Origin of the sequence: Rubrivirga sp. (genome assembly GCF_965213695.1) — a bacterium.
Taxonomy (GTDB): Bacteria; Bacteroidota; Rhodothermia; order Rhodothermales; family Rubricoccaceae; genus Rubrivirga.
The window spans coordinates 2,419,978-2,442,717 of the sequence record NZ_OZ243912.1 but is presented as its reverse complement, the minus strand read 5'-3'; the positions used below and the strand labels follow the sequence as shown (position 1 = coordinate 2,442,717).

Sequence of the window (22,740 nt, the reverse complement as noted above, 5' to 3'; positions counted from 1 at the left end):
GATGAGAATCGGGCGTAGGGACGGTGTGCATGTAGTTTTCCCTCCCCAGCGCGTATATGTGCGCTATCATGGGGAAAACCACCACTGGGGAATCATGCGTCGTGCCGGATGGTTGATGGGTCTGCTCTGCCTGGCGGCCTCGGCGCAGACGCCCGGCGGCGGGGACGGGCCGGTCCTCGGGGTCACCGCGACCCGGCTCGCGGACGACGACGTCCGCGTCGACGGGCGGCTCGATGAGGGCGTCTGGGAGCGGGCGGAGGCGGCGACCGACTTTGTCCAGCTCGAGCCGACGCCCGGCGCGCCGGCCACGGAGCGGACCGAGGCGTTCGTGCTCTACGACCGGGCCGCGCTCTACGTCGGCCTCCGGTGCTACGTCCGCGACCCGGCGACGCTGGTGCGGCGGCTCGCCCGCCGCGACGACTTCGGCGAGGGCTCAGACCGCGTCTTCGTCGAGATCGGGAGCCCGGCCGACGGGCGGACGGCCTACTCGTTCGGGGTCAGCCTGGCCGGCGTCCAGCAGGACGTGGTCCTGTTCAACGACCAGAACGGCGGCGACTTCACGTGGGACGCCGTCTGGGACAGCGACGTCGCCCGGTTCAACGGGCCGGACGGCCAGGGCTACGCCGTCGAGATCCGGATCCCGTTCAGCCAGCTCCGCTACGACGCCGACTCGGCGGTCCCGTGGCAGATCCAGTTCCAGCGCGACGTGGCCGCGACCGGCGAGACGGCCTACTGGGCCCCGATCCCGCCCGACGCCGACGGCTACGTGAGCCGGTTCGGCCGGCTCCACGGCCTCCGCGACCTGCGCGCCCCGCGCCGCGTCGAGGTCGTCCCCTACGTCGCCACACGCGCGATCCGGGCGCCCGGCGACCCCGCCGACCCGTTCTACGACGAGACCGACCTGAACCCGGCCGTCGGGTTCGACGCCAGCGTCGGCCTGACGAGCTCGCTCACGCTGACGGCGACCGTCAACCCCGACTTCGGCCAGGTCGAGCAGGACCCGGCCGACGTCAACCTGACCGACTTCGAGACCCGGTTCCCCGAGCGCCGGCCGTTCTTCGTCGAGGGCGTCGACGCCTTCGCGTTCGGATGGACGCGGGCCTCGGCCTACGTGACCGAGCAGCCCGAGTTTTTCTACTCGCGCCGGATCGGCCGCTCGCCCCAGAGCTTCGGCGGGCTCTACGGATTCCAGGGCGACGACGGCGAGTGGGACACGGCCGACGACGTGGCTTACTTCGACAGTCCGGAGCAGACGACGATCCTGGGCGCGGCCAAGCTCTCCGGCCAGGTCGGCGAGTGGACCCTCGGCGCCCTCGCGGCGCTGACGGGGCGCGAGACGGCCGCGTTCGTCACGTTCGGCGGCGACCGCGACGTGCTCCCCGTCGAACCGCTCTCGAACTACGCCGTCGCCCGAGCGCGGCGCGCGTGGAACGGCGGGCGGACTGGGCTCGGCCTGTTCGGGTCGAGCGTGCTCCGCGACGCCGACGGGACGGCGTTCACGGCCGTGATCCCGACCGACGCGACGGTCCTCGGCCTCGACGCCGAGCACACGTTCGCCGACCGTGAGTGGTCGCTCAGCGCGCTCGTCGCCGGCTCGGCCGTCCGCGGCGGCGAGGGCGCCATCGCCCGGCTCCAGCGGTCGAGCCGGCGCTACTACCAGCGGACCGACGCCGACTACCTCGACCTCGACCCCGACCAGACCTCGCTGGCGGGCTACCGGGCCGAGGCCACGGTCGCCCGCGTCGGCGGCGGCCGGCACTGGCGCGGGGCCGTCACCCTCGGCGCCACGAGCCCCGGGTTCGAGACGAACGACCTCGGCTTCCAGCGCCGCGCCGACTGGGCCGGCGCCGACTGGCGGATCAACTACAGCGAGCCCCAGCCCGGGATCGCCGCCGTCCAGCGGATCTCGGCCTACCTCTACGGCGCCCAGTACCTCAACTACGGCGGCGACCTCGTCTACAACCGGTTCAACGCCGGCGGGTCGCTCCGTTTTTCCAACCTGTGGACGCTGTCGAGCGTGGTCGCCGTCCGCCCGGAGTACGTCAACGACCGGCTCACGCGGGGCGGCCCGCTCGCCCTCCGCCCGGCCGACTACTCGGCCTCGCTGACGGTCGCGACGAACCCGAGCCGGGCCCTCCAGTTCTCGGCCTCGTATGCGGATCGCCGCGAAGTCGGCCACGACTACGTCGGCGTCGATCCCGAGTGGACGCGGCGCCTCCGCCTCGGCGTGACGGCCCGGCCGTCGGAGACGCTGGAGCTCGCGTTCGAGCCGACGTGGACCTCGGCCTACGGCTCGGACCAGTACCTCTTCTCGGCCGCCGACCCGAACGCGCCCGACGGGTTCGGCGGCCGGCGCTACCTGTTCGCCGACGTCCGGAGCGAGTCGCTCTTCCTGGCTGGGAGCGTCGACTGGGGGTTCTCGCCCGACGTCACGCTCCAGCTCTACGCCGGCCCGTACATCGAGTCCCGCCGGAACGTGGGGTTCCGCCAGCTCGCGGCCCGGCGGTCGTTCGACTTTGTCCGGTTCGGCGAGACGCCGGGGACCTCGCTCGACCCGTTCCGCGCCGGGCCGGACGGCGAGGCCGCCCCGTCGGCGTTCGACGAGGCCGACTTCTTCGTGGCGACCGACGCCGCGGGCGAGTCCGTCGTCGTCGACAACAGCAGGAGCAACTACAGCGACTTTACCTACCTCTCGCTGCGCGGCAACGCCGTCCTGCGCTGGCAGTGGCGGCCCGGCTCGGAGCTGTTCGCCGTCTGGCAGCAGACGCGCGACGACTTCGGCGACCTGCGCGGGCTCGACGTGTTCGGCGACGTGGCCGACGTGTTCGGCGGCGAGGTCCGCAACGTGTTCCAGCTTAAGGCGACGTACTGGTTCGGGCTGTAGACACGGCCGGTCTGGAGGACGACGGCCGCCCCCACGGCCGGTCGCTACGCCTCGTCCCAGAGCACGGTCACGGGGTACGGCCCGAACTCGCCGTCGCGGGAGATGACAGGCACCTCCTCTGCCACCGCCTGCGCGATGATCAGCCGGTCGAACGGGTCCCGGTGGTGGAACGGGAGCGCCCGGAGCGCTGCGAGGTGCTGGATCTCGACCGGGAGCACCTCGATCTGCTCCGCCGCCAGCTGAGCCGGGATCAACTCCTCGAACGGCTCGGCCAGCTCCAGCCGTCCCAGGCTCGCCTTGATCACGGCCTCCCACAGGCTCCCCACGCTGACCTGAACGTCGTTCGCGGGGTCGATAATCAGCCCGTGCGCGTGCCGGCTCAGCCGGCGGTCGTCGTTCAGGAACCAGAGGAGGACATGGGTGTCGAGGAGCACCCGCATCAGGTGTACGGCTCGAAATCGGGGAGCGGGTCGTCGAAGTCTTCCCGGACCGTGATGAGACCGCGGGCGCCGCCACCCCTCCGCGGCCGGCGCTCCGGTTCCGCTGCGGGAACGGGGACGAGCCGGACGGCCGCCCCGTCCCCGTGCGAGATGACGACGTCCTCTCCGCTGGCGGCCTCCTCGATCAGTTCGGGGAGCCGCTGCTGGGCTTCGTCGAGGGTCACCGTCCGCATCGGTCTGCTGGCTGGGGTCGGCAATGTATGACGGAGGCCCTGCGGGTCCGGGGCGGTGGAGCTGTGGGGCATCGCCGTCCGCCCTGTGGGATCGGCGCGGGGGGCCGGGCGTAGGGGGCCGACGACCGCTCGCGTTTCCTTTGCCGTACCTCGACCACGCCGCCACGACGCCGCTCCGGGAGGAGGCCCTCGCGGCCATGCTCCCGTTCCTGCGCGAGGCGTTCGGAAACCCGTCGTCGCTGCACGGGCCGGGGCGGCGCGCGCGCGTGGCCGTCGACCGGGCGCGCGAGCGCGTTGCGGCCGTGCTCGGGGCCGAGCCGGGCGAGGTCGTGTTCACGAGCGGCGGGACGGAGGCCGACAACGCGGCGATCCGGGGCGTCCTGACCGGCGCGGCCCGCCGCCAGACCGGCCGGCCCGGGCTCGTCACGTCGGCCGCCGAGCACGACGCGGTTCTCGAAACCGCCCGCGCGCTCGCGGCGGACGGCCACCCCGTGGCGGTCCTCGCGCCGGACCCAGACGGACGCTTGACGCCGTCGGCCGTGGCCGACGCCGTCGACGCCGACACCGGACTCGTGTCGGCCATGTGGGTCAACAACGAGACCGGAGCGATCAACCCGGTCCGCGAGATCGCCGAGGTCGCCCACGCGGCCGGCGCCCTCGTCCACACCGACGCCGTCCAGGCGCCGGGCGGGCTCGCGCTCGACGTCGACGCTCTCGGCGTGGACCTCCTGTCGCTCTCGGCGCACAAGGTGGGCGGGCCGAAGGGCGTCGGCGCGCTGTTCGTGCGGGCGGGGACGCCGTTCGCGGCGTCGCAGACGGGCGGGGCCCAAGAGCGCCGCCGGCGCGGCGGGACCGAGAACGTGGCCGGCGTCGTCGGCTTCGCCGAGGCGCTCGCGCTGGCCGACGCCGAGCGGCACGAGGTGGCCCCGCGGCTCGAGCGCTTGCGCGACGGGCTCCGCCACCGACTCGCCGAGGCGTTCGGCGGCCGGCTGGTCGTCCACACGCCGGCCCTGGCGGCGCCCCACATCCTGTCCGTCTCGTTCCGCCCCGACCCGGCTCCGCTCGACGGCGAGATGCTGCTGGCCGCGCTCGACCTGGAGGGCGTCGCGGCGTCGGCCGGGAGCGCGTGCACGAGCGGCGCGCTCGAGCCGAGCCACGTCCTGCTCGCGCTCGGCGTCGACCGAGACCTTGCCGCCGCGACGGTCCGGTTCTCCCTGGGCCGGGCCACGACGGAGGCCGACGTCGAGGCCGCCGCCGCCGCCCTCACCCGCGTCGTCGCCCGGCTCGACGCCGTCGCCGCCTAGCCATGCGCGTGCTCTGGTCCGGACCGCCCGCCCCGTGGGCCGACTCGCTCGGGTCGGTCCACGCGACCGAGGACGTCCGCGAGGCGGACGCCGACCTGGTCGTGCTCGCCGACGGCGTCGGGGGGCGGAAGGACTGGCTCCGTCGGCCCCGGACGCGCCCGGCCGTCGTCGCCGTTGCCGAGACGGAGGACGAGGAGGACGAGGCGCTCCGGGCCGGGGCCGAGGGCGTCGTGGCCCGGGACGCGACGCCGGCCGAGGTCGCCCGCGTCGCCCGCCGCGCCGTCGCCCGCCACGCCGGCGTCCGGGCCGACGCCGAGCTGTTCCGGGTCATGGTCGAGAGCGCGACCGACCTGCTCACCCTCACCGACGCCGACGGCCGGACGCTCTACGCCAACCCCGCCGCCGACGTCCACCTCGGCCGGTCGCCCACCGACGTCGTCACGAGCGGGCCGCTCTCGTCGGTCCACCCCGAGGACCGGGCCGACGTGCTCCGGTCGCTCGCCGACGCCTTCGCGACCGGGGCCGCGGCCGTCTTGCAGTACCGCGTCCTCACGCCCGAGGGGGCCGTCCGCGTGGTCGAGAGCCGGGGCCGCGCGGTGCCCGGGCCCGACGGCGAGCACGTCGGCGTCGTCGCGACGCGCGACGTCACGGACCAGACCGAGATGGAGCGGCGCCTGACCGAGTCGCGGGCCCGCTACCGGACGGTCGTCCAGGCGCTCCCCGACGTGGTCTCGCGGCTCAGCCCGGACGGGCTGGTCCTCGACTTCCACGTGCCCGAGGTGTTCGCGACCGAGTTCCCCGCCGAGCGTCTCGTGGGCCGGCGGCTCCAGGACGTGATCCCGGCGGACCTGGCAGGCCTCTTCCTCAAGGCCACCCAGCAGCTCAGCGCGACCGGCGAGACCGTCGCCTACGGCTACGAGGTCGAGATCGCCGGGCGGACGCACCACCGCGAGGTCCGCATGGCGCCGATCGAGGGCGGCGAGGTGCTCTCGATCTTGCGCGACGTCACCCGGCTGCGCGAGAACGAGACGGCGCTCGAGCGGTCCCGGGCCGAGCTCCGCGCGCTCGCGACGCACCTCCAGGACGTCCGCGAGGAGGAGCGGAGCCGGCTCTCGCGAGAGGTCCACGACGTGCTCGGCCAGCAGCTCACGGCCATCCGGCTCGGGATCGGCTGGTTCGGCCGCCACTACGCCGACGACGCCGCGGCCCAGGCCCGGCTCGGAGACGTCCGCGAGACCATCGACGACACGATCCGCCACGTCCGACAGATCGCGGCCGACCTCCGCCCGGGCGTCTTGGACGACTTCGGGCTCGCCAGCGCCGCCGCGTGGCAGGCCAAGCGGTTCGAGGAGCGGACCGGGACGCCGTGCGCGGTCGACGTCCACGGCGTGACCGAGCCGCCGCCCGGCGTCGCCACGGCCGCCTTCCGCGTGCTCCAGGAGGCCCTCACGAACGTGGCCCGCCACGCCCACGCCGAGTCCGTCGCCGTCACGCTCGTGCTCGGCCCCGAGTCCGTCCGCCTAGTCGTCGCCGACGACGGGCGCGGGTTCGACGCCGAGCACGCCGGCCGGCGCTCGCTCGGGCTGATCGGGATGCGCGAGCGGGCCGGGGCCCAGGGCGGGACGCTCGAGGTCCGCGGCGTCCCTAGCCGGGGGACCGTCGTCGAGTGTACGTTGCCCCACTCCTCGCCGGCCGACCCGCCGGCCGACCGCCCATGACCCGAATCGCCATCGCCGACGACCACGTGCTCGTCCGCCGCGGGCTGGCCGAGCTGCTCCGCGAGACGGACGACTTCCGCGTGGTCGGCGAGGCCGCCTCCGGCGACGACCTGCTCCGGCTCGTCCGCGACGAGCGCGTCGACGTGGTGGTCATGGACATGAACATGCCGGGCCCGAGCGGGCTCGACCTCGTCAAGTCGCTCAAGGCCGAGCTCCCCAAGCTCCCCATCCTGGTCCTCTCGGCCCACCCCGAGGACCAGTACGCCGTCCGCGTCGTCCGGGCCGGGGCGATGGGGTACCTCACCAAGGAGAGCGCCGAGGCCGACCTGGTCGACGCCGTCCGCCGGGTGGCGGGGGGCAAGCGGTACCTCACCCAGACCCTGGCCGCCTCGCTCCTGGACGCCCTCGACGTCGACCCCGACCAGGACCCCCACGCGGCGCTCTCGGACCGGGAGTACCAGGTGCTCCGGCTCATCGCCTCGGGGATGACCGTCGGCGGCATCGCCGAGCACCTCTCGCTCAGCGTCAAGACGATCTCGACCTACCGGAGCCGCCTGCTCCAAAAGATGGGGATGTCGAACAACTCGGAGATCACCCGCTACGCGCTCGAAAACGGGCTGGTGGAGTAGGGCGCGAGCGGGGGGCGTGTGGGTGTGGGGGGCAGAAACCTCTCCCAGGCCCCCACGCTCGGGACCACGACGAGTGGGGGCCTGACGGCGTAGGACGGACGCGGACGCGGCGGCGAGCCCCGCGCCGACGCCGCGTCGCGGTCGCGAGCGAGCCGGCCCGCCGGCATCGGCGGGAGGGGCTCCGTAGGATGCGGACGTCCTCCCCCTCCTCCTCGATGCCCGGCCTCTCCCGCGTCCGAGTGCTCGTCGCCGACGACTCCCCGCTTCTCCGCCGGCTCCTGCGCGACGCCATCGAGGAGATCGACCGGGTCGAGGTCGTGGCCGAGGTGGGGGACGGCGCGGCGGCCGTGGACGGCGTTCGGGCCCACCGGCCCGACGTCGTCGTGCTCGACCTCCAGATGCCGGTGCTGGGGGGGATGGCCGCGCTCCAGCGGCTCCGCGCCGACGGGCACACGCTCCGCGTCATCGTCTTGACCAACCACTCCGAGTCGCCCTACCGAGACGCCTGTCTCCGAGCCGGCGCCGACCATTTCTTCGACAAGTCGGCCGGGATCGACCGGGTCCTCGACGTGGTGCGGGGGCTCGCCGCCGATCCCGAGGTGTCGGCCTTTCCGCCGAGCCCGGTCAGTTGAGGCGCGGGTCGTCGGGGAACGTCGACAGGAGCGCGTACTCGCCGCCGAGCTGGCGGAGGACCTGTCGCCAGAGCGCGTCGTCGCCGTCGGCGAAGACCAAGGCCTCCGAGCCGGGGAGGACGATCCAGGCGCCCTCGTCGACCTCGGCGTCGAGCTGGCCGGCGCCCCAGCCGGAGTAGCCCACGAAGAACCGGATGCGGCCCGGGTCCACGACGCCCCCGGCGATCAGCTCCCGGAGCGCCTCGAAGTCGCCGCCCCAGAACACGTCGTCCAAGACGGGGAGCGTGCCGTCGAGGTGGGCGTAGGGGTGGAGGTAGTGGAGCGTGTCGGGCTGGACGGGCCCGCCGAGCCAGAGGTCGGCGTCGAACGGGATCGCCTCGTCGGTGGCCTGGGCGAGCGTGAGGCCGGTCGGCCGGTTGAGGACGAGCCCGAACGAGCCCTCCGTCGTGTGCTCGCAGAGCAGGACGACGGTCCGGCGGAAGTTGGGGTCCGCCATCGGCGGCTCGGCGACGAGGACGTCGCCCGGGACGGGAGCGGGCATGGGGCGGGGGACGGGCCGCCGAGTCAACGGCGCTCGGCCGGCCGGGTTCGGCCGGGGTATCGTCCCGCCCGCCGTCGGGCTACAGGCCGCGCGCGCGCAGGGCCTCGGCGTGGCCCTCGAAAAAGGCGCACGAGTCGAACGCGGCCGAGGCCGTCCACGACAGGCCGATCTGGCGGGCGTGGTCGGCGTCGAGCACGCCGAGCCGCTCGGCCCACCACCCGGACGCGGTCGGGACGATCCCGTCGTTGACCCCGGCCAGCCGGTGCAAGATGCGGTTGGGGACGACGAGCGGGGGGTACATCGGGGCGTCGGTGCCCTTGCCGGCCCGGGCGGCGTACGACGCGCACCACGCGCCCGGGACGGTCTCGTCGGTCGGGAACGCCGCGGCGACCGCCTCGGGCACCAGCTCCGCGAGGGCCGTCTCGGCGTGGGGCGGGGCCGCTTCGTAGGCCGCCCGCCCCACGAACTCCATCAGGCCGAGGGCCCACGCCCGCAGCCGCTCCGGCCGGCCGAGCACGAACGTCGCCAGCTCGGAGCCGCGGTGGGGCGTCGAGACCGTCACCAGGCTGGCGATCCGGCCGGCCCACGCCGGGTCCCGCGCCAGCCAGCGCGCGTCGAGCCCGCCCGTCGAGAACCCGATGAGGTTGAGCCGCTCGGCGCCGGTCTCCTCGAGCACGCGGTCGAGCCGCTCGGCCCAGGCGGCGGCGCGCACGGCGACCGTGTCGTACGGGTTGACGTGGGGGGCGTACGCCCAGACGCCGCGCCCCCGCAAGTGCATCGCCTCGGCGTGGAGCACGCCGCCCTGCATCAGGTTCGCCAGCGCCCCGAACCCGTGGAGGAGGACGACCGGGTAGCGCGTCGGCCGGAGCGGCGGCTGGGGCATCGGCGCCAGTTCGACGACCCGGCGGGCGGCGGCCTCGGCGCGGCGGGTGAGGGTCGAGAGCACGGGCGGGGGCTGGAGGATGGAGAGCAGAGGATAGAGGGCGGAGGGAGTGGGGGGATGGGGTATGGGTGTGTGGGGGGAGGACTCCCATACGCCCCACCCCCGCACCCGGATGTGGGCACACGAGTCCACTCGTCCACGAGTCCACAGGTCCGCTCGCCCGGCGACTACAGCATCACCGCCCACATCGCGAGGCCCGACAGGAGCGGGACGCGGAAGTTGTCGTTGACCGGGATCGGCAGGGCCTCGACGGCCGCGCCCACGACCGCCCCGACGGCGCACGCCGCCAGCGTCAGACCGGCGCCGGGCCACGCGACGACGGCGAGCCCGGTCCCGAACGCGGCGACGGCGTAGGCCGCGCTGCCCTCGACCGACTTCGGCGAGCCCGGCCACTTGTGCCGCCCCACGCGGCGGCCGACGACGGCGGCGGCCCCGTCGCCCACCATCAACATCGCGAGCGCCGCCGCGCCCACGCCCGGCGGGAAGAGCCAGGCGCAGGCCGCCGCCGAGACGCACATCCAGGCGGCCCCGTTGAGCACGATCGGCCCGCCCTCCGGCGGCAGCTCCTCGGGCCGCATCATCCACCCGAACACCCGGTCGATCAGGAGCTCGCGGACGGCCGGGACCCGCTGGCGGGCCACGTCCAGGGCCACCGCCAGGACCGCCAGCGCCGTCAGCGCGGGGCGGATCGCGGCGGCGGGCAGGGCCAGGATCGCGGCCGGCAGCACGAGCGCGCCCAGGTGGATCGCCTTGCGCTGGAGCTCGACGCGGTAGGGGAGGACGGGGACGTGGTCGCTCACGCCGGAACATACGCGGGCGCCGCCCCCGTTCCGACGGCCCGCCCCCGCCGTCCCATGCGCGCCGCTCTCCTGATGCTCCTCGCCCTCGCCGCCTGCCAGCCCGACGACGCGGCCGAGATGCGCCGCCAGCACGACGGCGACACGCCCACGCCGACCGACGCCGCCGACGCCCGAGGCCTGGCCGTCACCACCGAGCGCGTCCGCTACGCGACCGTCGACGGCCAGCCGGTCACGGGCGTGCTCGCGCGACCCGACGGCGCCGAGGCGGGACTCCCCGCCGTGGTCGTGGTCCACGAGTGGTGGGGCCTCAACGGCAACGTCGAGGCGATGGCCCAGCGGCTGGCGGACCAGGGCTACGTCGCTCTCGCCGTCGACCTCTACGGCGGCGAGGTGGCCACCACGCCCGACTCGGCGATGGCGCTGATGCGGACCGCGATGGGGCGCGAGGCCGCGCTCACCGACAACCTCCGCCAGGCCCACGCCTACCTCGCCGACGACCTCGGCGCCCCGCGCGTCGGCGTCATCGGGTGGTGCTTCGGGGGGATGTGGTCGCTCCGGACGGCGCTCGCGCTGCCCGACCAGATCGACGCGGCCGTGGTCTACTACGGACGGCCCGTCACCGACCCGGCCCGGCTGGCGACGCTGACCATGCCCGTCCTCGCCTTCTTCGGCGGCGCCGACGACTCGATCCCGCGCGACACGGTCTCCGCCTTCGTCGACGCGCTCGTCGAGGCCGACGTCGAGCACACGGTCGAGACCTACGCCGGGGCGCCCCACGCCTTTGCCAACCCGTCCGGCCAGAGCTACGTCCCCCAAGCCGCCGACGACGCCTGGGCCCGGACCACGGCCTTCTTCGCCGAGACCCTCCGCGCGGCTCAGGGCCCGACGGCCGCCGACTGAACCCACGCATCCACCTCGGCCCGGAAGGCGCGCGTGGCCTCGGCCGGGGCGTCGGCGCACGTCACGGCCGACATCACGGCGACGCCCCACGCCCCGGCGTCGAGGCACGGGCGGACGCGGCCGACCGTGATCCCGGCGATGGCGACGACGGGGATCGACACGCCGGCGCAGACCTCCGCCAGGCCGTCGAGCCCCTTCACCGACGCCGGGTTCGCCTTCGACGCCGTCGGAAAAACGGGGCCGAACCCGACGTAGTCGGCGCCGTCTGACTCGGCGGCGAGGGCCTGGGCGAGCGTCGTGGCCGTGGCCCCGATCACGAGCGGCGCCGGCCACCGGTCGGCGACGGACCGGGCCCAGGCCACCGGGAGGTCGGTCTGGCCCAGGTGGACGCCGGCGGCGCCCGTCGCCAGCGCCAGGTCGAGGTGGTCGTCGACGAGGCACGGGACGCCGGCGGCCCGGCACGCCTCGACGGTCGGCACCAGGTGGCCGAGCCGGTCGCGGGGCGGGCCCGGCTTGTGGCGGAACTGGACCGTGTCGGCCCCACCGGCGGTGGCCGCCCGAGCGAGGTCGGCGTGGGTCCAGCGGGTCTGGAGCTGGACGTCGGTCAAGACGTGGAGCCGCCCGACGGGAGGCATGGGCGCGAGCGGAGGAGGGCGGGGGAAGATCGCGTGCCCCGGCGTCCTTGAGAGTCTCCCCGACCCGAGGTCTCCGTAGGTTGTCCGTGTCCCTCGCCGCCCCTCTTGATGCCCGCGCCGCCCACCCGCGCCCTCGTCGTCGACGACGAGTCCGACGTCCAGTTCCTGTTCACCCAGAAGTTCCGCCGCGAGGTCCGGAAGGGGCTGCTGGAGTTCGTGTTCGCCACGAGCGGGGAGGAGGCGCTCGAGAAGCTCCGCACCGGCGAGGCCGCCGACGTCGTCGTCGTCCTGTCGGACATCAACATGCCGGGGATGAGCGGGCTCGACCTGCTCGCGGCCGTCACGTCCGAGTTCCCCGACCTCGAGGTCTACATGGTCACGGCCTACGACGACGGCCAGCTCGAGACGACGGCGCTCCAGGGTGGCGCGCGGGGGTACCTCACCAAGCCCATCGACTTCGGGACGCTCAAGGGGGAGGTGTTCGGGCTGGAGGCCGCGTGACGCCGCTCGACGAGCCGCGCCGAGCGTAGCGCGAGTGCGAGTGCGGGTCGAGCAGGGGGATTCCCCCGCTGCCCGCCGCGGCGTCCTGTGTATCGTGAGGCCCCCGCACCGCTGTAGCCGCCCGGGCTGTCATGGCCGCCGATCGCTCCCCTGCCCCCCCACCGAGCCCTGACCCGGAGGAGGGGGACGCCCTGCCCACCGCGATGCGCGAGGAGCCCGCCGAGAACGGGGCCGCGTTCCCCATCGTGGGGGTCGGCGTGTCGGCGGGGGGCTGAAGGCGATCCAGGCGTTCTTCTCGGCGTTGCCGGCCCGGCCCGGCATGGCGTTCGTCGTGGTCTAGCACCTCTCGCCAGACCACGAGAGCGCGCTCGCCGGGCTCGTCCAGACCCGGACCGAGATGGAGGTGGCCCAGGTCGGCGACCACCCGGACGTCCGGCCCGACCGCGTCTACGTGATCCCGCCGGGCAAGCACTTGGAAATCGCGCGCGGCCAGCTCTCACTCGTCGACCCCGCCGACCGGCATGGCCGGCCGCTCGCCGTCGACCGGTTCTTCCAGACGGCTGACGATGGTCCAGGACCCCGGCGACGCCGACTACGACGGGATGCCCCAGAGCGCGATCCGGACCGGCCGCGTCGACGTGACGGGGACGCCGAGATCGTCCGCGAGCTCTTGTTCAACGTCGTCAAGCACGCTGGGACGACGGCGGCGACGGTCCGGGTCGGGACGGCGGAGGGGGGCCGGGTCCGCGTGGTGGTCGCCGACAACGGGGTCGGGTCCGAGCCCGAGGGCCTCGTGGACGGCGCGCAGGGGGGCGTCGGCCTGGTGAGCGTCCGCGAGGCTGGTCGGAGGGTCCGTCTCGATCCGGTCGACGCCCGGCGGCGGCTCCGAGATCGAGATCGTCTGCCCCGTGGAGCTGTAGTCGGGGCGCGCCTCCACCTGCCCGCGAGGCGCCGTCTCATGCGCGGAGAGGTTCGCCCCGCCGACACGGCGCGGGCATGGGTTCAGGAGCCCCCGGAGTCGGCCTCCAGTGACCGAAAGCGTATACTCATCTGTTCAGCACCCGATCGACACCTCCTGGATCCCACCATGTCCCACCGCATCTTCCTCGTCGAGGACCACCCGGTCATGCGCGAGGGCTACGTCAGCCTGCTCAACGCCGAGCCGGACCTCGAGGTGGTGGCCGAGGCGTCGTCGGCCGAGGAGGGGTTCGATCTGGCGGACGGGATCGAGTTCGACATCGCCATCGTCGACCTCTCGCTGCCGGGCGTCAACGGGGTCGAGCTGATCAAGCGCTTCCGGTCGCTCGACGCCGAGGTCAAGGTGCTCGTGGTCTCGGCCCACGACGAGGCCCTCTACGCCGAGCGCGCGCTCCGGGCCGGCGCCCGGGGCTACCTCATGAAGCACGAGTCGGCCCGGCAGTTCGTCACGGCCGTGCGGACGGTGCTCGACGGCGAGCTCTACCTCAGCACGTCGCTCCAGGGCCGGTTCCTAGAGGACCGGTTCGGCCACACGGCCGACTCGACCTCGTCCATCGAGCGGCTCACCGACCGCGAGCTCGAGGTGTTCGAGCACTTCGGGCGGGGCCAGAGCACGCGGGAGGTCGCCGAGGCGCTCGGGCTCAGCCTCAAGACGATCGAGTCCCACCGGGCCAACATCAAGCAGAAGCTGGGGATCGACCGGGCCGCCGAGTTCATGCAGCGGGCCGTGGTCTGGGTCGAGTCGCCCTTGCGGGCCCAGCGCTCGGCAGGCTGACGGGCGGGCGGGGGCCCGGGGCGGCCAGCGGCCCCGGGCGGCCAGCGGCGGCTCTTCACCGAGTCTCGGCGTGCCCGAGGTTGCCGGGGCCGACAGGCGACCGCGTATATTCGTCCGCCCGGTCGTTCGCGCCCGGGACCCGGTCGAGTAGCTCAGTTGGTAGAGCAATGGACTGAAAATCCATGTGTCGGCGGTTCAAGTCCGCCCTCGACCACCCCGCTGGGGATCCGCCGCCTGTCGGTTGAAGATCCAGCGGAGCGCGCCCAGGCGTTCGTCGGCCCCCGGTGGCCGGCGCTAGATTGGGCGCACCGATTCGGCCCGGTAGTTCAGTTGGTTAGAACGCCTGCCTGTCACGCAGGAGGTCGCGAGTTCAAGTCTCGTCCGGGTCGCCATCGACACAACGCCCCCGCGTCTGGAGACGCGGGGGCGTTTTCTGTTGAGGGGCGCTCGCCCTGCGGGGCACCCCGGGCGCGTCCCTAAAACACGCCGCCCTGGCCCCACGAGAGCTTGTCGCGGATCGTCCCGAAGTAGTCCCGGTCCGGCAGCGTCACCAGCCGGACGACGCGCTCGGCCCGGCGGATGCGGACCGTCGCCCCGCCACCCAACAGCGTCGAGACGCCGTCGCAAGCGAAGGCGAACGGGTGGCCCCGCGTCTCGACCCGGAGCGCCAGCTCGGCGTGGCACGGGAGCACGATGGGCCGGGCCGTCAGCGTGTGCGGCGCGATCGGGGCCACGACGATGGTCTCGGTGCCCGGCGTCAGGATGGGCCCGCCGACCGAGAGCGCGTAGGCCGTCGACCCGGTCGGCGTGGCCACGACGAGTCCGTCGGCCCAGTAGGTGTTGAGCCGGTCGCCGTCGACGGTCGCCTCGACCTGGATCATGCTCGTCGTCCCCGACTTGTCGACGACGACGTCGTTGAGGGCCCACGCGGGCACGTCTCCGAGGTCGTCGCGGTCGACCTCGACGGCCAGCGTCATCCGCTCCTCGACGCCCGTCTTGCCGGCCTCGATGGCCTCGACGGCGCTCTGGACCTCGGCGACCTCGGCCTTGGTCAAGAACCCCAGCCGCCCGATGTTGACGCCCAGGATCGGGATGCCGTCGGCGCCGTGGGCCGTCCGCAAGAGGGTGCCGTCGCCGCCGAACGAGAGCAAGACGTCGGCTTGGTCGGCCGGGTCGTCGGTGGCGTGCGCGGAGGCGTCGGCGAGGTGGCGCTCCGCCAGTCCGTCGGCGAGCGGGCGGGCTAGACGGTAGGGCAAGCCCTGGGCGCCGAGCCAGCGGACGAGGGCGTCGAGCGGCTCCCAGAGCGCGTCTTTCGTCGTGTTGCCGGTAATGCCGTAGGTCATGGGCGCGTCGGGGGGACGTGCGTACGTCGCCGGCCGGGCTACGTTCACCGCTCGCCCCGCCATCTCCATGCACGTCGTCATCGTCGGAAACGGGATCGCTGGCGTCACCGCCGCCCGCCACGTCCGCAAGGCGGATGCCGGCGCCCGGATCACGATGGTCTCCAGCGAAACGCGGGACCCGTTCGCGCGGACGGCCCTGATGTACGTCTACATGGGCGTGCTCACCCGGCGCCACACCTGGCTCTACGAGGACCGGTTCTGGGCCGAGAACCGGATCGACCGCGTCGTGGGCCGGGCCCGCGGGCTCGACGCCGTCCGCCGCGTCCTCGACCTCGACGGGGAGGAGGTGCCGTACGACCGCTTGCTCGTCGCCACCGGCTCGGTCCCGGTCATCCCCGACTGGCCCGGCGCCGCCCTCGCGGGCGTCCAGGGCTTGTACGACTTGGCCGACCTCGACCGGATGGAGGCGAGCACGGCGGGTGTGGACCGGGCCGTCGTCGTCGGCGGCGGGCTGATCGGGGTCGAGCTGTCCGAGATGCTGCGGACGCGCGGCGTCGCCGTGACCTTTTTGGTCCGCGACGACCGCTACCTGCCCCGCGTCTTTTCGGAGGGCGAGAGCGCGCTCGTGGCCGCGGCGATTCGTGGACACGGCGTTGATCTCCGGTTCGGCGCCGAGGTCGCGGCCGTGGAGGGCGCCCACCGCGTGGAGAGCGTCGTGACGACGGATGGGGACCGCGTCGCTGCCGGGTTCGTCGGCGTGGGGACGGGCGTCCGCCCGAACGTGGCGTGGCTGGGCGACGCCGTCGAGACCGACCGGGGCGTGCTGGTGGACGACGAGCTGCGGACGTCGGCCGACGACGTGTGGGCGGCTGGCGACTGCGCCCAGCTCCGGACACCGCCGACGGGCGTGCGCGCCGTCGAGCCGATCTGGTACACGGCCCGGCTCCAGGGCGCGACGGCCGGGCTCGGCATGGCGGGCCGGCCACGGCCCTACGCGCCCGGCGTCTTTTACAACTCGGCCAAGTTTTTCGACCTCGAGTGGCAGGTCTACGGGGCCACCGGCGACGACGGCGACGACTGGGAGTGGTCCGATGGGGCTCGGAGCTTGCGCCTCCACTACGTCGACGGCGCCGTCGTCGGGGTGAGCGCGCTGGGCGTCCGCATGCGGCAGGCGGTCTGCGCGCGGTGGATCGAGGAGGGGTGGCCGCTCGACCGCTGCCTCGACGGCCTCGACGCGGCGCGGTTCGACCCCGAGTTTGCCCCCGCGCTCGTGAGCTGACGCACGCCGCCGCCCGCCTGGCGGACACGATGAATCGTGTCCCTACACGGCAGGACCTGATCTCCGATTCCTGATTCCTCATGCCCGTCTCCGGCCTCCCGCTCTACAACCCCGACGCGGACTTGGCGCTGTTCTCGAACCCCGCGTTCCGGCCGACGGCCGCGCAGCGGGCCGGGCTCGTCCTCGTCGCCGTCGGGCTGGCGGTGTGCGTCGTCGCGCTCGCGAGCGGGCTGGGGGCAGCGTATCCGCTCGTGTTCGGGCTGACGGCGCTCGTCGGGATCGGCGGAGGCGGCGTGGTCTACGCGCTGGCGGGGTTGGCGCGTCCGGCCGGCGTACGGACCGAGGGGACGATGACCTCGTCGAACGAGGCGCGCGGGGCCGTCGGCTGGGCGGTTGGGCTGGCGCTGACGGGGCTCTACGTCGTGTTGTACTTCTGGCCGGCCGGGCTGGCGGGGCTGATCCCGCTCGCCGACCCGCTGTCGCGGCTGCTCCGCGACCAGCCGGCGACGCTCGACAACGGCGGCCAGTGGTTTCTGTACACGACGCTCTACACGCTGGCGGTGGCGGTGATGGGCGTCAAGGCGCTCGTCCGCTACCGCCACAGTCGGTATCACGTGATCCGGACGCTGAGCGTCGTGTTCTTCCAGACCGTGATCGCGTTCGCGCTGCCGTTCTTCCTGGTCGCCGTCCAGCAGCCCGAGCTGTACCTCCACTACACGTGGCCGCTCGACTACGACCTGTTTTTCCCGTGGAAGATGGCCGAGCTGCGGGCGGAGGGGACGCTCGGCGTCGCCATGCTGATCTGGGGCGCCGTGCTGATCGCCGTCGTGACGCCGGTGCTGACGTTCTTTTTTGGGAAGCGGTGGTATTGCTCGTGGGTCTGCGGCTGCGGCGGGCTCGCCGAGACGGCCGGCGACCCGTACCGCCACCTCGCGGACACCTCGATGACGGCCTGGAAGGTCGAGCGCTGGCTCGTCCACGGCGTCCTGGCCACGATCACGGTGGCGACCGTCCTGCTCTGGGTCGCGGCCGTCGCCGAGGTCGGCTGGCTCGACGCGGTCGCAGGGACGGTCGGCTGGCTCTACGGCCTCTTGATCGGGTCCATCTTCGCGGGCGTCGTCGGCGTCGGCTTCTACCCGATCCTGGGGAGCCGGGTGTGGTGCCGGTTCGGGTGCCCAATGGCGGCGGTCTTGGGGCTCCAGCAGCGGTTCTTCTCGCGCTTCCGGATCACGACGAACGGCGGCCAGTGCATCTCGTGCGGCCAGTGCTCGGCGTACTGCGAGATGGGGATCGACGTGAAGTGGTACGCCCAACGCGGCCAGAACGTGGTCCGCGCGAGCTGCGTCGGGTGCGGGATCTGCGCGACCGTGTGCCCGCGCGGCGTGCTGAAGCTGGAGAACGGGCGCGACACGTCGGGCACGAGCCGGGCCGGCCGGCCGGTCAACAACCTGATCGAGGACCTGGAGATCCTGGCGTAGACCGTGGGCGACGGGCTCGAACCCCGTGCGCGCCGGCTCGTCCTACGGTCCTCATCTCGCGCCTCCGCCCATGCCGACCCAGCCCGCTCCCCGCCCCGTCACCGCCGGCCGCGCGCTCGTCCTGTTCGTCGTCTACACGGTCGTGTTCGCCGTCGGCGGCGGGCTGGCGGCCGGGATCATGGCGGTCGTGTTCGAGGCGGTCAGCTCGGAGGGCTACGACGGGACGGTGTACGCGATCACGTTCGGCGTGACGGGCTTCATCGCGTACCGGCTGGCCCAGCGCGTGGCCGAGGGGTAGACGTGGTCATGGCGCCTCTGCGACTGCGTCGACCGGCTTCGGCTCCCGCTTGACGACGGGCCTGTCGCGCTCCCGCTCCGCCCTTCCGCGGGCGTGACGGAAGAGCGCAGCGACGTCGTAGTCGAACCGGGCTGCGTACGCCTCGCGCACCGCACGGACGTCGCCGATCACCTCGTCTCTGGGTTCAGTCGTCTCGGTCATGGCTCCCTCCGGAGGAGTTCGTCTGGCGTGCAGATCACGGACGGTTTGTAGCCCTCGGAACGACAGGCCCGCTCGATCCGATCCCGGAGCACGGCGTTGGCGATGTGCTTGAAGTTCCACGTCAGCAGGTAGTCCATCCCGCCCACGGCAGCGACGGCGATGTGCGCCGCGTCTACGGCGGCCTTTGGGGGCGGAGGGACGTCTCGCATCAGCCGTTGTGCGAGGGCGTCCGCACGCTCGTCCGGCTCGATGAGCGGGAGCCCGGACAGGGCCTCTGCGCGCTCGGATGCGGCTTCGGCGTCCCCAGCCTCCGACTCGTCCAAGACGAAGGGCGAGAGAAAGAGGTCGTAGCGGTCCCGCTCCAGGCGCCACCAGTCGCGGGTGAGCTGCTGCCGCCCGGCCGTCACGAGGTCTCGGCTGAATCGGGAGGTGAGGTAGCCGATGACGGAGGTTTCGAGGTAGAGAGCGGGCTTCATGCCCAGAAGCTACGGGAGCCCGGTTTCGCATCGCCGAGGGATAGATCGCGCACCGGCTCGCCCAGCGCGTGGCCGAGGGGTAGACGTGGTGGACGGTGCGTCGTGGGTACCGATCTTTGGTACTCCCGCCGTCTCCGGCTATACTGAGCGTCGAACGCCAGCCCCCGAACCGATGAACGTCTCCCTGACCCCCGAGCTGGAGCGGTTCGCGCGCTCGCTCGTCGAGTCCGGCCGGTACCGCTCGGCGTCCGAGGTCGTGCGCGACAGCCTGCGGCTCCTGGAGGACCGCGAGTCGAAGACGGCCGAGCTTCGCCGTCTCATCCACGAGGGGTTGGAGTCCGGGGACCCCGTCACGGTGACTCGGGAGAGCTTGCGGGAGGCCATCGGCCAGCGGATGGCCGAGCTCCGAGGCGAGGTCGAGCGCGGCGAGCGGCCCGCGCCGGGCGGGCCCGACGCCGTCGAGATTTAGGATGAGCGGGTACCGGGTCCTGCCGGCCGCCTACGACGACCTCCTCGACCTGGTCGAGCACGCCTCCGATTACAGCGAGCGTGCTCGGGACGCTCTGACGGACACCCTGATCGAGTGCTTCGAGCGCCTGAGCGCGTTCCCGAACCTGGGGCGTGCTCGGTCCGACCTCGACCCCCGGGTGCGGAGCTTTCCCGTCAACCGGCTCCGGGTCACCGTGTACTACTTCGCTCCTGGCGAGGACGTCGGTGAGCTCCTGATCGCCCGGGTGCTCCGTCAGGGACGGGACGTGTCGGGCGAGGACGTGAGGCCCGAGTTGTGACCCAGTGCGTGGCCGAGGAGTGGATCGCCGGCCGTGCCAGCGGTGACGTAGCGCCGAGCGATCCTGCGTCGTATCGTCAGGGAGGAAGCGATCTGACCGCCCGATGAACTCTCCCGCCAGCCGAACGCCGAGAAAGGGCACCGGGCTGTGGAGCCCCCCGGTCCTGCTGGTGGCGACGCTCGCCGCCGTCGCCTGTGCAGCGGGGCCTGCTCGGGCACAGGTGGCCTCCGGTGGGGGTAGGGTGAGCGATGCCCTCGCCTCGGGGTCGGACGTCCAACCGTCTCCGAGTTTCAGCACGGAGGGATTGACGCCCGACACGACATCCCCCTGGCGGTACTACCCATTGGAAGTTGGCAACGTCTGGGAATACGAGAACGGCCCGTTCATCATCCAGTATCGGATCTCCCAGGACACGATTGCTCTCGGGAACCGCTACTTCATCCTCGAACGTTGGTCTGACGCAGCTCCTGGTGGTCCATTTTTCCGTCAGTATGTGAGGTTTGACACGGTGACGGCCTCGATCCGCCAACTCACTTCTTCACCCCTTCATGTGGACTTACCCGCTGACGACATAGGGTGCCAGTTCGACGCTCCGTTCGACTCGGCGGTAGAATGCGAGGGGTTGTTGTATCAGGTCAGCGGTACGTATGACGGCGTCGTGGTGTTCGGCGGCGAGCGGGCGGGCACTGGCACGGACACCGTACGGACTGCTACAAAGCGATACGATAGTTCCTCCGGGTTTGAGACCATATTTTCCGCCGACATAGGTTTGGTCGCTGAGTACGGCGAAGGGGCCTACCTAGCGCTCCGGTACTACCGTGTCGGAGGAGTGGAAGGCGGATATCCGTTGTTCCCGACCAGGGTGGAAGACGCCCCGAGGCGGTCGGCCGTGCCGGCGCTCCGAACGTGGCCCAATCCCTCCGGCGGCCGGGTGACGGTGGGGTTCACCGTCGAGCGCCCGGAGACCGTCCGGCTCACCGTCCGCGACCTGTTGGGCCGGGAGGTCCACCACGTCGATCTCGGCGTCCTCGGCCGGGGCGACCACGAGGTGCGCGCCGATCTCAGCGGGCTGGCGCCCGGCCCGTACGTCATCGAGGTTCGGGGACAGGCTCCGCTGGGGGTGTCCGTCGTCGTTCTGGGCGACGGCGTTCAGTAGGCCGAGGCGAGCGAAGGGTAGATCACCGGCCGCGCCGGGTCTATGGCGAGACACGCCCCCCGCCCGATGCTGTCGCGAGTCTGGAGCAGCGCCGTCCTCGGCGTCGACGCCCTGCCCATCGAGATCGAGACGCACATCGAGCCGAACCTCCCGCGGTGGACCGTCGTCGGGCTCCCCGACGGGGCCGTGCGCGAGAGCCGAGACCGCGTGTGGGCCGCTCTCAAGACGTCCGGCTTGCCGACGCCGCGCGGCGCCGTGACCGTCAACCTCGCCCCGGCCGACGTCCGCAAGGAGGGCTCGGCGTACGACCTGCCGCTCGCGCTCGGCCTGCTGGCGGCCATCGGCGACGGGCTCATCGAGCAGTCGGTGTTGGACGAGGTCGTGATCGTGGGCGAGCTCGGGCTCGACGGGGCCGTCCGCCCGGTCCGCGGTGTGCTGCCGATGGCGGCCGGCGCGCGGAAAGAGGGGCGGCGCGCGATGATCGTCCCGCCCGAGAACGCTGCCGAAGCTGCCGTGGTCGAGGGACTCGAAGTGTTTCCGGTCGCGTCGCTGAAAGAGGCGTTCGAGTTCCTGACCCAGCGCGGCGGGCATGGCACGCCCGAAGAGACGCGCGTCTTGGACACGACCGTCGCCCCGGACGACGGCCCCGACTTTTCCGACGTCCGCGGCCAGGGCTTGGTCAAGCGGGCGCTCGAAGTGGCCGCGGCCGGCGGCCACAACGCGCTGATGATCGGCCCGCCCGGCTCGGGCAAGACGATGCTGGCCCGGCGGCTCCCGTCGATCCTCCCGCCGCTGTCGCCGGCCGAGGCGCTGGAGACGACGAAGATCCTGAGCGTGAGCGGGCGGTCGAACGGCCGGGGCGGGTTGGTCGCCCGGCGCCCGTTCCGGTCGCCGCACCACACGATCTCAAACGCCGGCCTGGTCGGCGGCGGCTCGAACCCGATGCCGGGCGAGATCTCGCTCGCCCACAACGGCGTCCTGTTTCTCGACGAGCTGCCCGAGTTCGACCGGCCGGTCCTCGAAGTCCTGCGCCAGCCGCTCGAAGAGGGCGAGGTGACGATTGCCCGAGCCCGCGCGACGGTCCGCTACCCGGCCCGGGTGATGCTGGTGGCGAGCATGAACCCGTGCCCGTGCGGCCACGCTGGCGACCCAACCCGGGCGTGCGTGTGTGCGCCGGGCCAGGTCCAGCGCTACCTCGCCAAGGTCAGCGGGCCGCTGCTCGACCGGATCGACCTGCACGTCGAGGTCACCCCGGTCCCGTTCGACGACCTCAGCCGGCGTGAGGACGCCGAGCCCAGCGCGGCCGTCCGCCAGCGCGTCGTGGCGGCGCGCGAGCGGCAGGGGGCCCGGTTCGCTGCCACGCCGGGCCGTTATTGCAACGCCCAACTCACGACGCCCGAGGTCCGCCGCTGGTGCCGGCTCGACGACGCCAGCCGCGGCCTGCTCAAGTCGGCGCTGACGCGGCTCGGCCTCTCGGCCCGGGCGCACGACCGGATCCTGAAGGTGGCCCGGACCGTGGCCGACCTGGCGGGGGAGGAGGCCTTGGGGCCGGCGCACGTGGCCGAGGCCATCCAGTACCGCTCGCTCGACCGGGCCGGCTGGGGCTTGAGCGGGTGAGGGGCGATGGCCAGCGGGGAGTGGCCAGTAGCAGAGGGATGCCAGGTCCGGCTGCTTGGTGTCGGTTCGGCGTGGGCCGAGTGTGGGGGAGGGAGTGTGGGAGAGGACACCCCCTCCTCCCATACCCCCACACTCCTCCCGGATTGGGGTTCACTCCTTCCGCCCCGTCGTCCTCGACGGTCTGCCACTGA

Annotated in this window: 24 protein-coding genes, 2 tRNA genes and 1 pseudogene; 18 read left to right on the top strand and 9 right to left on the bottom strand. The window is 73.1% G+C overall.

Features of this window, described 5'->3' with window-relative positions:
- Positions 1-115: 115 nt before the first annotated feature.
- Entirely contained in the window at positions 116-2,884 is a 2,769-nt protein-coding gene (locus ACOOHE_RS10800) for a DUF5916 domain-containing protein (RefSeq protein ID WP_420454091.1), read from the top strand.
- 44 nt (positions 2,885-2,928) lie between these two features.
- Here the strand turns inward: ACOOHE_RS10800 and ACOOHE_RS10795 are convergent, their stop codons facing one another.
- A complete protein-coding gene (locus tag ACOOHE_RS10795) occupies positions 2,929-3,324 on the bottom strand; it encodes a type II toxin-antitoxin system VapC family toxin (RefSeq protein WP_420454090.1) in 396 nt (131 codons plus the stop codon).
- Complete coding sequence (locus tag ACOOHE_RS10790) at positions 3,324-3,557, bottom strand: type II toxin-antitoxin system Phd/YefM family antitoxin (RefSeq protein WP_420454089.1); 234 nt, start codon at positions 3,555-3,557, stop codon at positions 3,324-3,326. The genes ACOOHE_RS10795 and ACOOHE_RS10790 overlap by 1 nt, the downstream gene beginning before the upstream one ends.
- Positions 3,558-3,697: 140 nt before the next feature.
- On the opposite strand from ACOOHE_RS10790, the gene ACOOHE_RS10785 reads away from it, so the two are divergent.
- The 4 genes from ACOOHE_RS10785 to ACOOHE_RS10770 all read left to right on the top strand — a co-directional run bounded on the left by ACOOHE_RS10785 (position 3,698) and on the right by ACOOHE_RS10770 (position 7,840).
- Positions 3,698-4,861, top strand: a complete 1,164-nt coding sequence (locus ACOOHE_RS10785; protein ID WP_420454088.1) for a cysteine desulfurase family protein — start codon at positions 3,698-3,700, stop codon at positions 4,859-4,861.
- A 2-nt stretch (positions 4,862-4,863) separates the two neighbouring features.
- Positions 4,864-6,579, top strand: coding sequence for a PAS domain-containing sensor histidine kinase (locus tag ACOOHE_RS10780; protein ID WP_420454087.1), 1,716 nt, complete (start codon positions 4,864-4,866; stop codon positions 6,577-6,579).
- Positions 6,576-7,208: a response regulator gene (locus ACOOHE_RS10775; RefSeq protein ID WP_420454086.1), complete on the top strand. Its 633-nt coding sequence runs from the start codon at positions 6,576-6,578 to the stop codon at positions 7,206-7,208. The genes ACOOHE_RS10780 and ACOOHE_RS10775 overlap by 4 nt, the downstream gene beginning before the upstream one ends.
- Before the next feature lie 215 nt (positions 7,209-7,423).
- Complete coding sequence (locus ACOOHE_RS10770) at positions 7,424-7,840, top strand: response regulator (protein ID WP_420454085.1); 417 nt, start codon at positions 7,424-7,426, stop codon at positions 7,838-7,840.
- On the opposite strand, the gene ACOOHE_RS10765 is transcribed toward ACOOHE_RS10770, so the two are convergent.
- The 3 genes from ACOOHE_RS10765 to ACOOHE_RS10755 all read right to left on the bottom strand — a co-directional run bounded on the left by ACOOHE_RS10765 (position 7,833) and on the right by ACOOHE_RS10755 (position 10,124).
- Positions 7,833-8,381: a YqgE/AlgH family protein gene (locus ACOOHE_RS10765; protein ID WP_420454084.1), complete on the bottom strand. Its 549-nt coding sequence runs from the start codon at positions 8,379-8,381 to the stop codon at positions 7,833-7,835. The two genes, ACOOHE_RS10770 and ACOOHE_RS10765, sit on opposite strands and share 8 nt — an antisense overlap.
- Before the next feature lie 79 nt (positions 8,382-8,460).
- Positions 8,461-9,327 carry an esterase/lipase family protein gene (locus ACOOHE_RS10760; RefSeq protein WP_420454083.1) on the bottom strand — a complete coding sequence of 289 codons (867 nt, stop codon included), beginning with the start codon at positions 9,325-9,327 and terminating at the stop codon, positions 8,461-8,463.
- Between the two features lie 164 nt (positions 9,328-9,491).
- A complete protein-coding gene (locus ACOOHE_RS10755; protein WP_420454082.1) occupies positions 9,492-10,124 on the bottom strand; it encodes a diacylglycerol/polyprenol kinase family protein in 633 nt (210 codons plus the stop codon).
- Between the two features lie 54 nt (positions 10,125-10,178).
- Here ACOOHE_RS10755 and ACOOHE_RS10750 point away from each other — a divergent pair, with 54 nt between their 5' ends.
- Positions 10,179-11,024 (top strand): dienelactone hydrolase family protein, encoded by an 846-nt coding sequence (locus ACOOHE_RS10750; RefSeq protein ID WP_420454081.1) that lies wholly within the window; start codon positions 10,179-10,181, stop codon positions 11,022-11,024.
- Here ACOOHE_RS10750 and thiE read toward each other — a convergent pair.
- The gene (gene thiE / locus ACOOHE_RS10745) at positions 11,000-11,659 is read right to left on the bottom strand and encodes a thiamine phosphate synthase (RefSeq protein ID WP_420454080.1); all 660 of its coding nucleotides are present in this window, start codon (positions 11,657-11,659) and stop codon (positions 11,000-11,002) included. The two genes, ACOOHE_RS10750 and thiE, sit on opposite strands and share 25 nt — an antisense overlap.
- 108 nt (positions 11,660-11,767) lie before the next feature.
- On the opposite strand from thiE, the gene ACOOHE_RS10740 reads away from it, so the two are divergent.
- The 5 genes and pseudogenes from ACOOHE_RS10740 to ACOOHE_RS10720 all read left to right on the top strand — a co-directional run bounded on the left by ACOOHE_RS10740 (position 11,768) and on the right by ACOOHE_RS10720 (position 14,305).
- Complete coding sequence (locus ACOOHE_RS10740) at positions 11,768-12,160, top strand: response regulator transcription factor (protein ID WP_420454079.1); 393 nt, start codon at positions 11,768-11,770, stop codon at positions 12,158-12,160.
- A 397-nt stretch (positions 12,161-12,557) separates the two neighbouring features.
- Positions 12,558-12,947: pseudogene (locus ACOOHE_RS10735) on the top strand (chemotaxis protein CheB); the annotation flags it as partial.
- Positions 12,948-13,247: 300 nt separating this feature from the next.
- Positions 13,248-13,913 (top strand): response regulator, encoded by a 666-nt coding sequence (locus ACOOHE_RS10730; protein WP_420457618.1) that lies wholly within the window; start codon positions 13,248-13,250, stop codon positions 13,911-13,913.
- A gap of 141 nt (positions 13,914-14,054) precedes the next feature.
- A tRNA-Phe gene (locus ACOOHE_RS10725) sits at positions 14,055-14,127 on the top strand.
- Positions 14,128-14,228: 101 nt separating this feature from the next.
- A tRNA-Asp gene (locus ACOOHE_RS10720) sits at positions 14,229-14,305 on the top strand.
- Between the two features lie 84 nt (positions 14,306-14,389).
- On the opposite strand, the gene ACOOHE_RS10715 is transcribed toward ACOOHE_RS10720, so the two are convergent.
- Positions 14,390-15,256 (bottom strand): NAD(+)/NADH kinase, encoded by an 867-nt coding sequence (locus ACOOHE_RS10715; RefSeq protein ID WP_420454078.1) that lies wholly within the window; start codon positions 15,254-15,256, stop codon positions 14,390-14,392.
- A gap of 67 nt (positions 15,257-15,323) precedes the next feature.
- Here ACOOHE_RS10715 and ACOOHE_RS10710 point away from each other — a divergent pair, with 67 nt between their 5' ends.
- The 3 genes from ACOOHE_RS10710 (at position 15,324) to ACOOHE_RS10700 (ending at position 18,311) form a co-directional block, all read left to right on the top strand.
- A complete protein-coding gene (locus ACOOHE_RS10710; RefSeq protein WP_420454077.1) occupies positions 15,324-16,535 on the top strand; it encodes an NAD(P)/FAD-dependent oxidoreductase in 1,212 nt (403 codons plus the stop codon).
- Positions 16,536-16,615: 80 nt separating this feature from the next.
- A complete protein-coding gene (locus ACOOHE_RS10705; RefSeq protein ID WP_420454076.1) occupies positions 16,616-18,013 on the top strand; it encodes a 4Fe-4S binding protein in 1,398 nt (465 codons plus the stop codon).
- Positions 18,014-18,083: 70 nt separating this feature from the next.
- Complete coding sequence (locus ACOOHE_RS10700; protein WP_420454075.1) at positions 18,084-18,311, top strand: hypothetical protein; 228 nt, start codon at positions 18,084-18,086, stop codon at positions 18,309-18,311.
- 6 nt (positions 18,312-18,317) lie between these two features.
- Here ACOOHE_RS10700 and ACOOHE_RS10695 read toward each other — a convergent pair whose 3' ends face one another.
- Both ACOOHE_RS10695 and ACOOHE_RS10690 read right to left on the bottom strand, forming a co-directional pair.
- A complete protein-coding gene (locus ACOOHE_RS10695; protein ID WP_420454074.1) occupies positions 18,318-18,512 on the bottom strand; it encodes a hypothetical protein in 195 nt (64 codons plus the stop codon).
- Positions 18,509-18,988: a type II toxin-antitoxin system VapC family toxin gene (locus ACOOHE_RS10690; protein WP_420454073.1), complete on the bottom strand. Its 480-nt coding sequence runs from the start codon at positions 18,986-18,988 to the stop codon at positions 18,509-18,511. The genes ACOOHE_RS10695 and ACOOHE_RS10690 overlap by 4 nt, the downstream gene beginning before the upstream one ends.
- Positions 18,989-19,160: 172 nt before the next feature.
- On the opposite strand from ACOOHE_RS10690, the gene ACOOHE_RS10685 reads away from it, so the two are divergent.
- The 4 genes from ACOOHE_RS10685 (at position 19,161) to ACOOHE_RS10670 (ending at position 22,549) form a co-directional block, all read left to right on the top strand.
- A complete protein-coding gene (locus tag ACOOHE_RS10685; protein ID WP_420454072.1) occupies positions 19,161-19,457 on the top strand; it encodes a type II toxin-antitoxin system ParD family antitoxin in 297 nt (98 codons plus the stop codon).
- Position 19,458: 1 nt separating this feature from the next.
- The gene (locus tag ACOOHE_RS10680; protein WP_420454071.1) at positions 19,459-19,776 is read left to right on the top strand and encodes a type II toxin-antitoxin system RelE/ParE family toxin; all 318 of its coding nucleotides are present in this window, start codon (positions 19,459-19,461) and stop codon (positions 19,774-19,776) included.
- Positions 19,777-19,879: 103 nt separating this feature from the next.
- Entirely contained in the window at positions 19,880-20,932 is a 1,053-nt protein-coding gene (locus ACOOHE_RS10675) for a hypothetical protein (protein WP_420454070.1), read from the top strand.
- Positions 20,933-20,998: 66 nt separating this feature from the next.
- Positions 20,999-22,549, top strand: coding sequence for a YifB family Mg chelatase-like AAA ATPase (locus ACOOHE_RS10670; RefSeq protein WP_420454069.1), 1,551 nt, complete (start codon positions 20,999-21,001; stop codon positions 22,547-22,549).
- The last annotated feature ends 191 nt before the right edge of the window (positions 22,550-22,740 follow it).

What these genes read in the sequence shown, in the direction of transcription:
- ACOOHE_RS10705 (WP_420454076.1), top strand. Translation starts at nt 16,616, where the DNA reads ATGCCCGTCTCCGGCCTCCCGCTCTACAACCCCGACGCGGACTTGGCG.
- ACOOHE_RS10790 (WP_420454089.1), bottom strand. Translation starts at nt 3,557, where the DNA reads ATGCGGACGGTGACCCTCGACGAAGCCCAGCAGCGGCTCCCCGAACTG.
- thiE (WP_420454080.1), bottom strand. Translation starts at nt 11,659, where the DNA reads ATGCCTCCCGTCGGGCGGCTCCACGTCTTGACCGACGTCCAGCTCCAG.
- ACOOHE_RS10780 (WP_420454087.1), top strand. Translation starts at nt 4,864, where the DNA reads ATGCGCGTGCTCTGGTCCGGACCGCCCGCCCCGTGGGCCGACTCGCTC.
- ACOOHE_RS10765 (WP_420454084.1), bottom strand. Translation starts at nt 8,381, where the DNA reads ATGCCCGCTCCCGTCCCGGGCGACGTCCTCGTCGCCGAGCCGCCGATG.
- ACOOHE_RS10710 (WP_420454077.1), top strand. Translation starts at nt 15,324, where the DNA reads ATGCACGTCGTCATCGTCGGAAACGGGATCGCTGGCGTCACCGCCGCC.
- ACOOHE_RS10670 (WP_420454069.1), top strand. Translation starts at nt 20,999, where the DNA reads ATGCTGTCGCGAGTCTGGAGCAGCGCCGTCCTCGGCGTCGACGCCCTG.
- ACOOHE_RS10715 (WP_420454078.1), bottom strand. Translation starts at nt 15,256, where the DNA reads ATGACCTACGGCATTACCGGCAACACGACGAAAGACGCGCTCTGGGAG.
- ACOOHE_RS10680 (WP_420454071.1), top strand. Translation starts at nt 19,459, where the DNA reads ATGAGCGGGTACCGGGTCCTGCCGGCCGCCTACGACGACCTCCTCGAC.
- ACOOHE_RS10675 (WP_420454070.1), top strand. Translation starts at nt 19,880, where the DNA reads ATGAACTCTCCCGCCAGCCGAACGCCGAGAAAGGGCACCGGGCTGTGG.
- ACOOHE_RS10775 (WP_420454086.1), top strand. Translation starts at nt 6,576, where the DNA reads ATGACCCGAATCGCCATCGCCGACGACCACGTGCTCGTCCGCCGCGGG.
- ACOOHE_RS10730 (WP_420457618.1), top strand. Translation starts at nt 13,248, where the DNA reads ATGTCCCACCGCATCTTCCTCGTCGAGGACCACCCGGTCATGCGCGAG.
- ACOOHE_RS10685 (WP_420454072.1), top strand. Translation starts at nt 19,161, where the DNA reads ATGAACGTCTCCCTGACCCCCGAGCTGGAGCGGTTCGCGCGCTCGCTC.
- ACOOHE_RS10695 (WP_420454074.1), bottom strand. Translation starts at nt 18,512, where the DNA reads ATGACCGAGACGACTGAACCCAGAGACGAGGTGATCGGCGACGTCCGT.
- ACOOHE_RS10750 (WP_420454081.1), top strand. Translation starts at nt 10,179, where the DNA reads ATGCGCGCCGCTCTCCTGATGCTCCTCGCCCTCGCCGCCTGCCAGCCC.
- ACOOHE_RS10770 (WP_420454085.1), top strand. Translation starts at nt 7,424, where the DNA reads ATGCCCGGCCTCTCCCGCGTCCGAGTGCTCGTCGCCGACGACTCCCCG.
- ACOOHE_RS10800 (WP_420454091.1), top strand. Translation starts at nt 116, where the DNA reads ATGGGTCTGCTCTGCCTGGCGGCCTCGGCGCAGACGCCCGGCGGCGGG.
- ACOOHE_RS10690 (WP_420454073.1), bottom strand. Translation starts at nt 18,988, where the DNA reads ATGAAGCCCGCTCTCTACCTCGAAACCTCCGTCATCGGCTACCTCACC.
- ACOOHE_RS10740 (WP_420454079.1), top strand. Translation starts at nt 11,768, where the DNA reads ATGCCCGCGCCGCCCACCCGCGCCCTCGTCGTCGACGACGAGTCCGAC.
- ACOOHE_RS10795 (WP_420454090.1), bottom strand. Translation starts at nt 3,324, where the DNA reads ATGCGGGTGCTCCTCGACACCCATGTCCTCCTCTGGTTCCTGAACGAC.
- ACOOHE_RS10700 (WP_420454075.1), top strand. Translation starts at nt 18,084, where the DNA reads ATGCCGACCCAGCCCGCTCCCCGCCCCGTCACCGCCGGCCGCGCGCTC.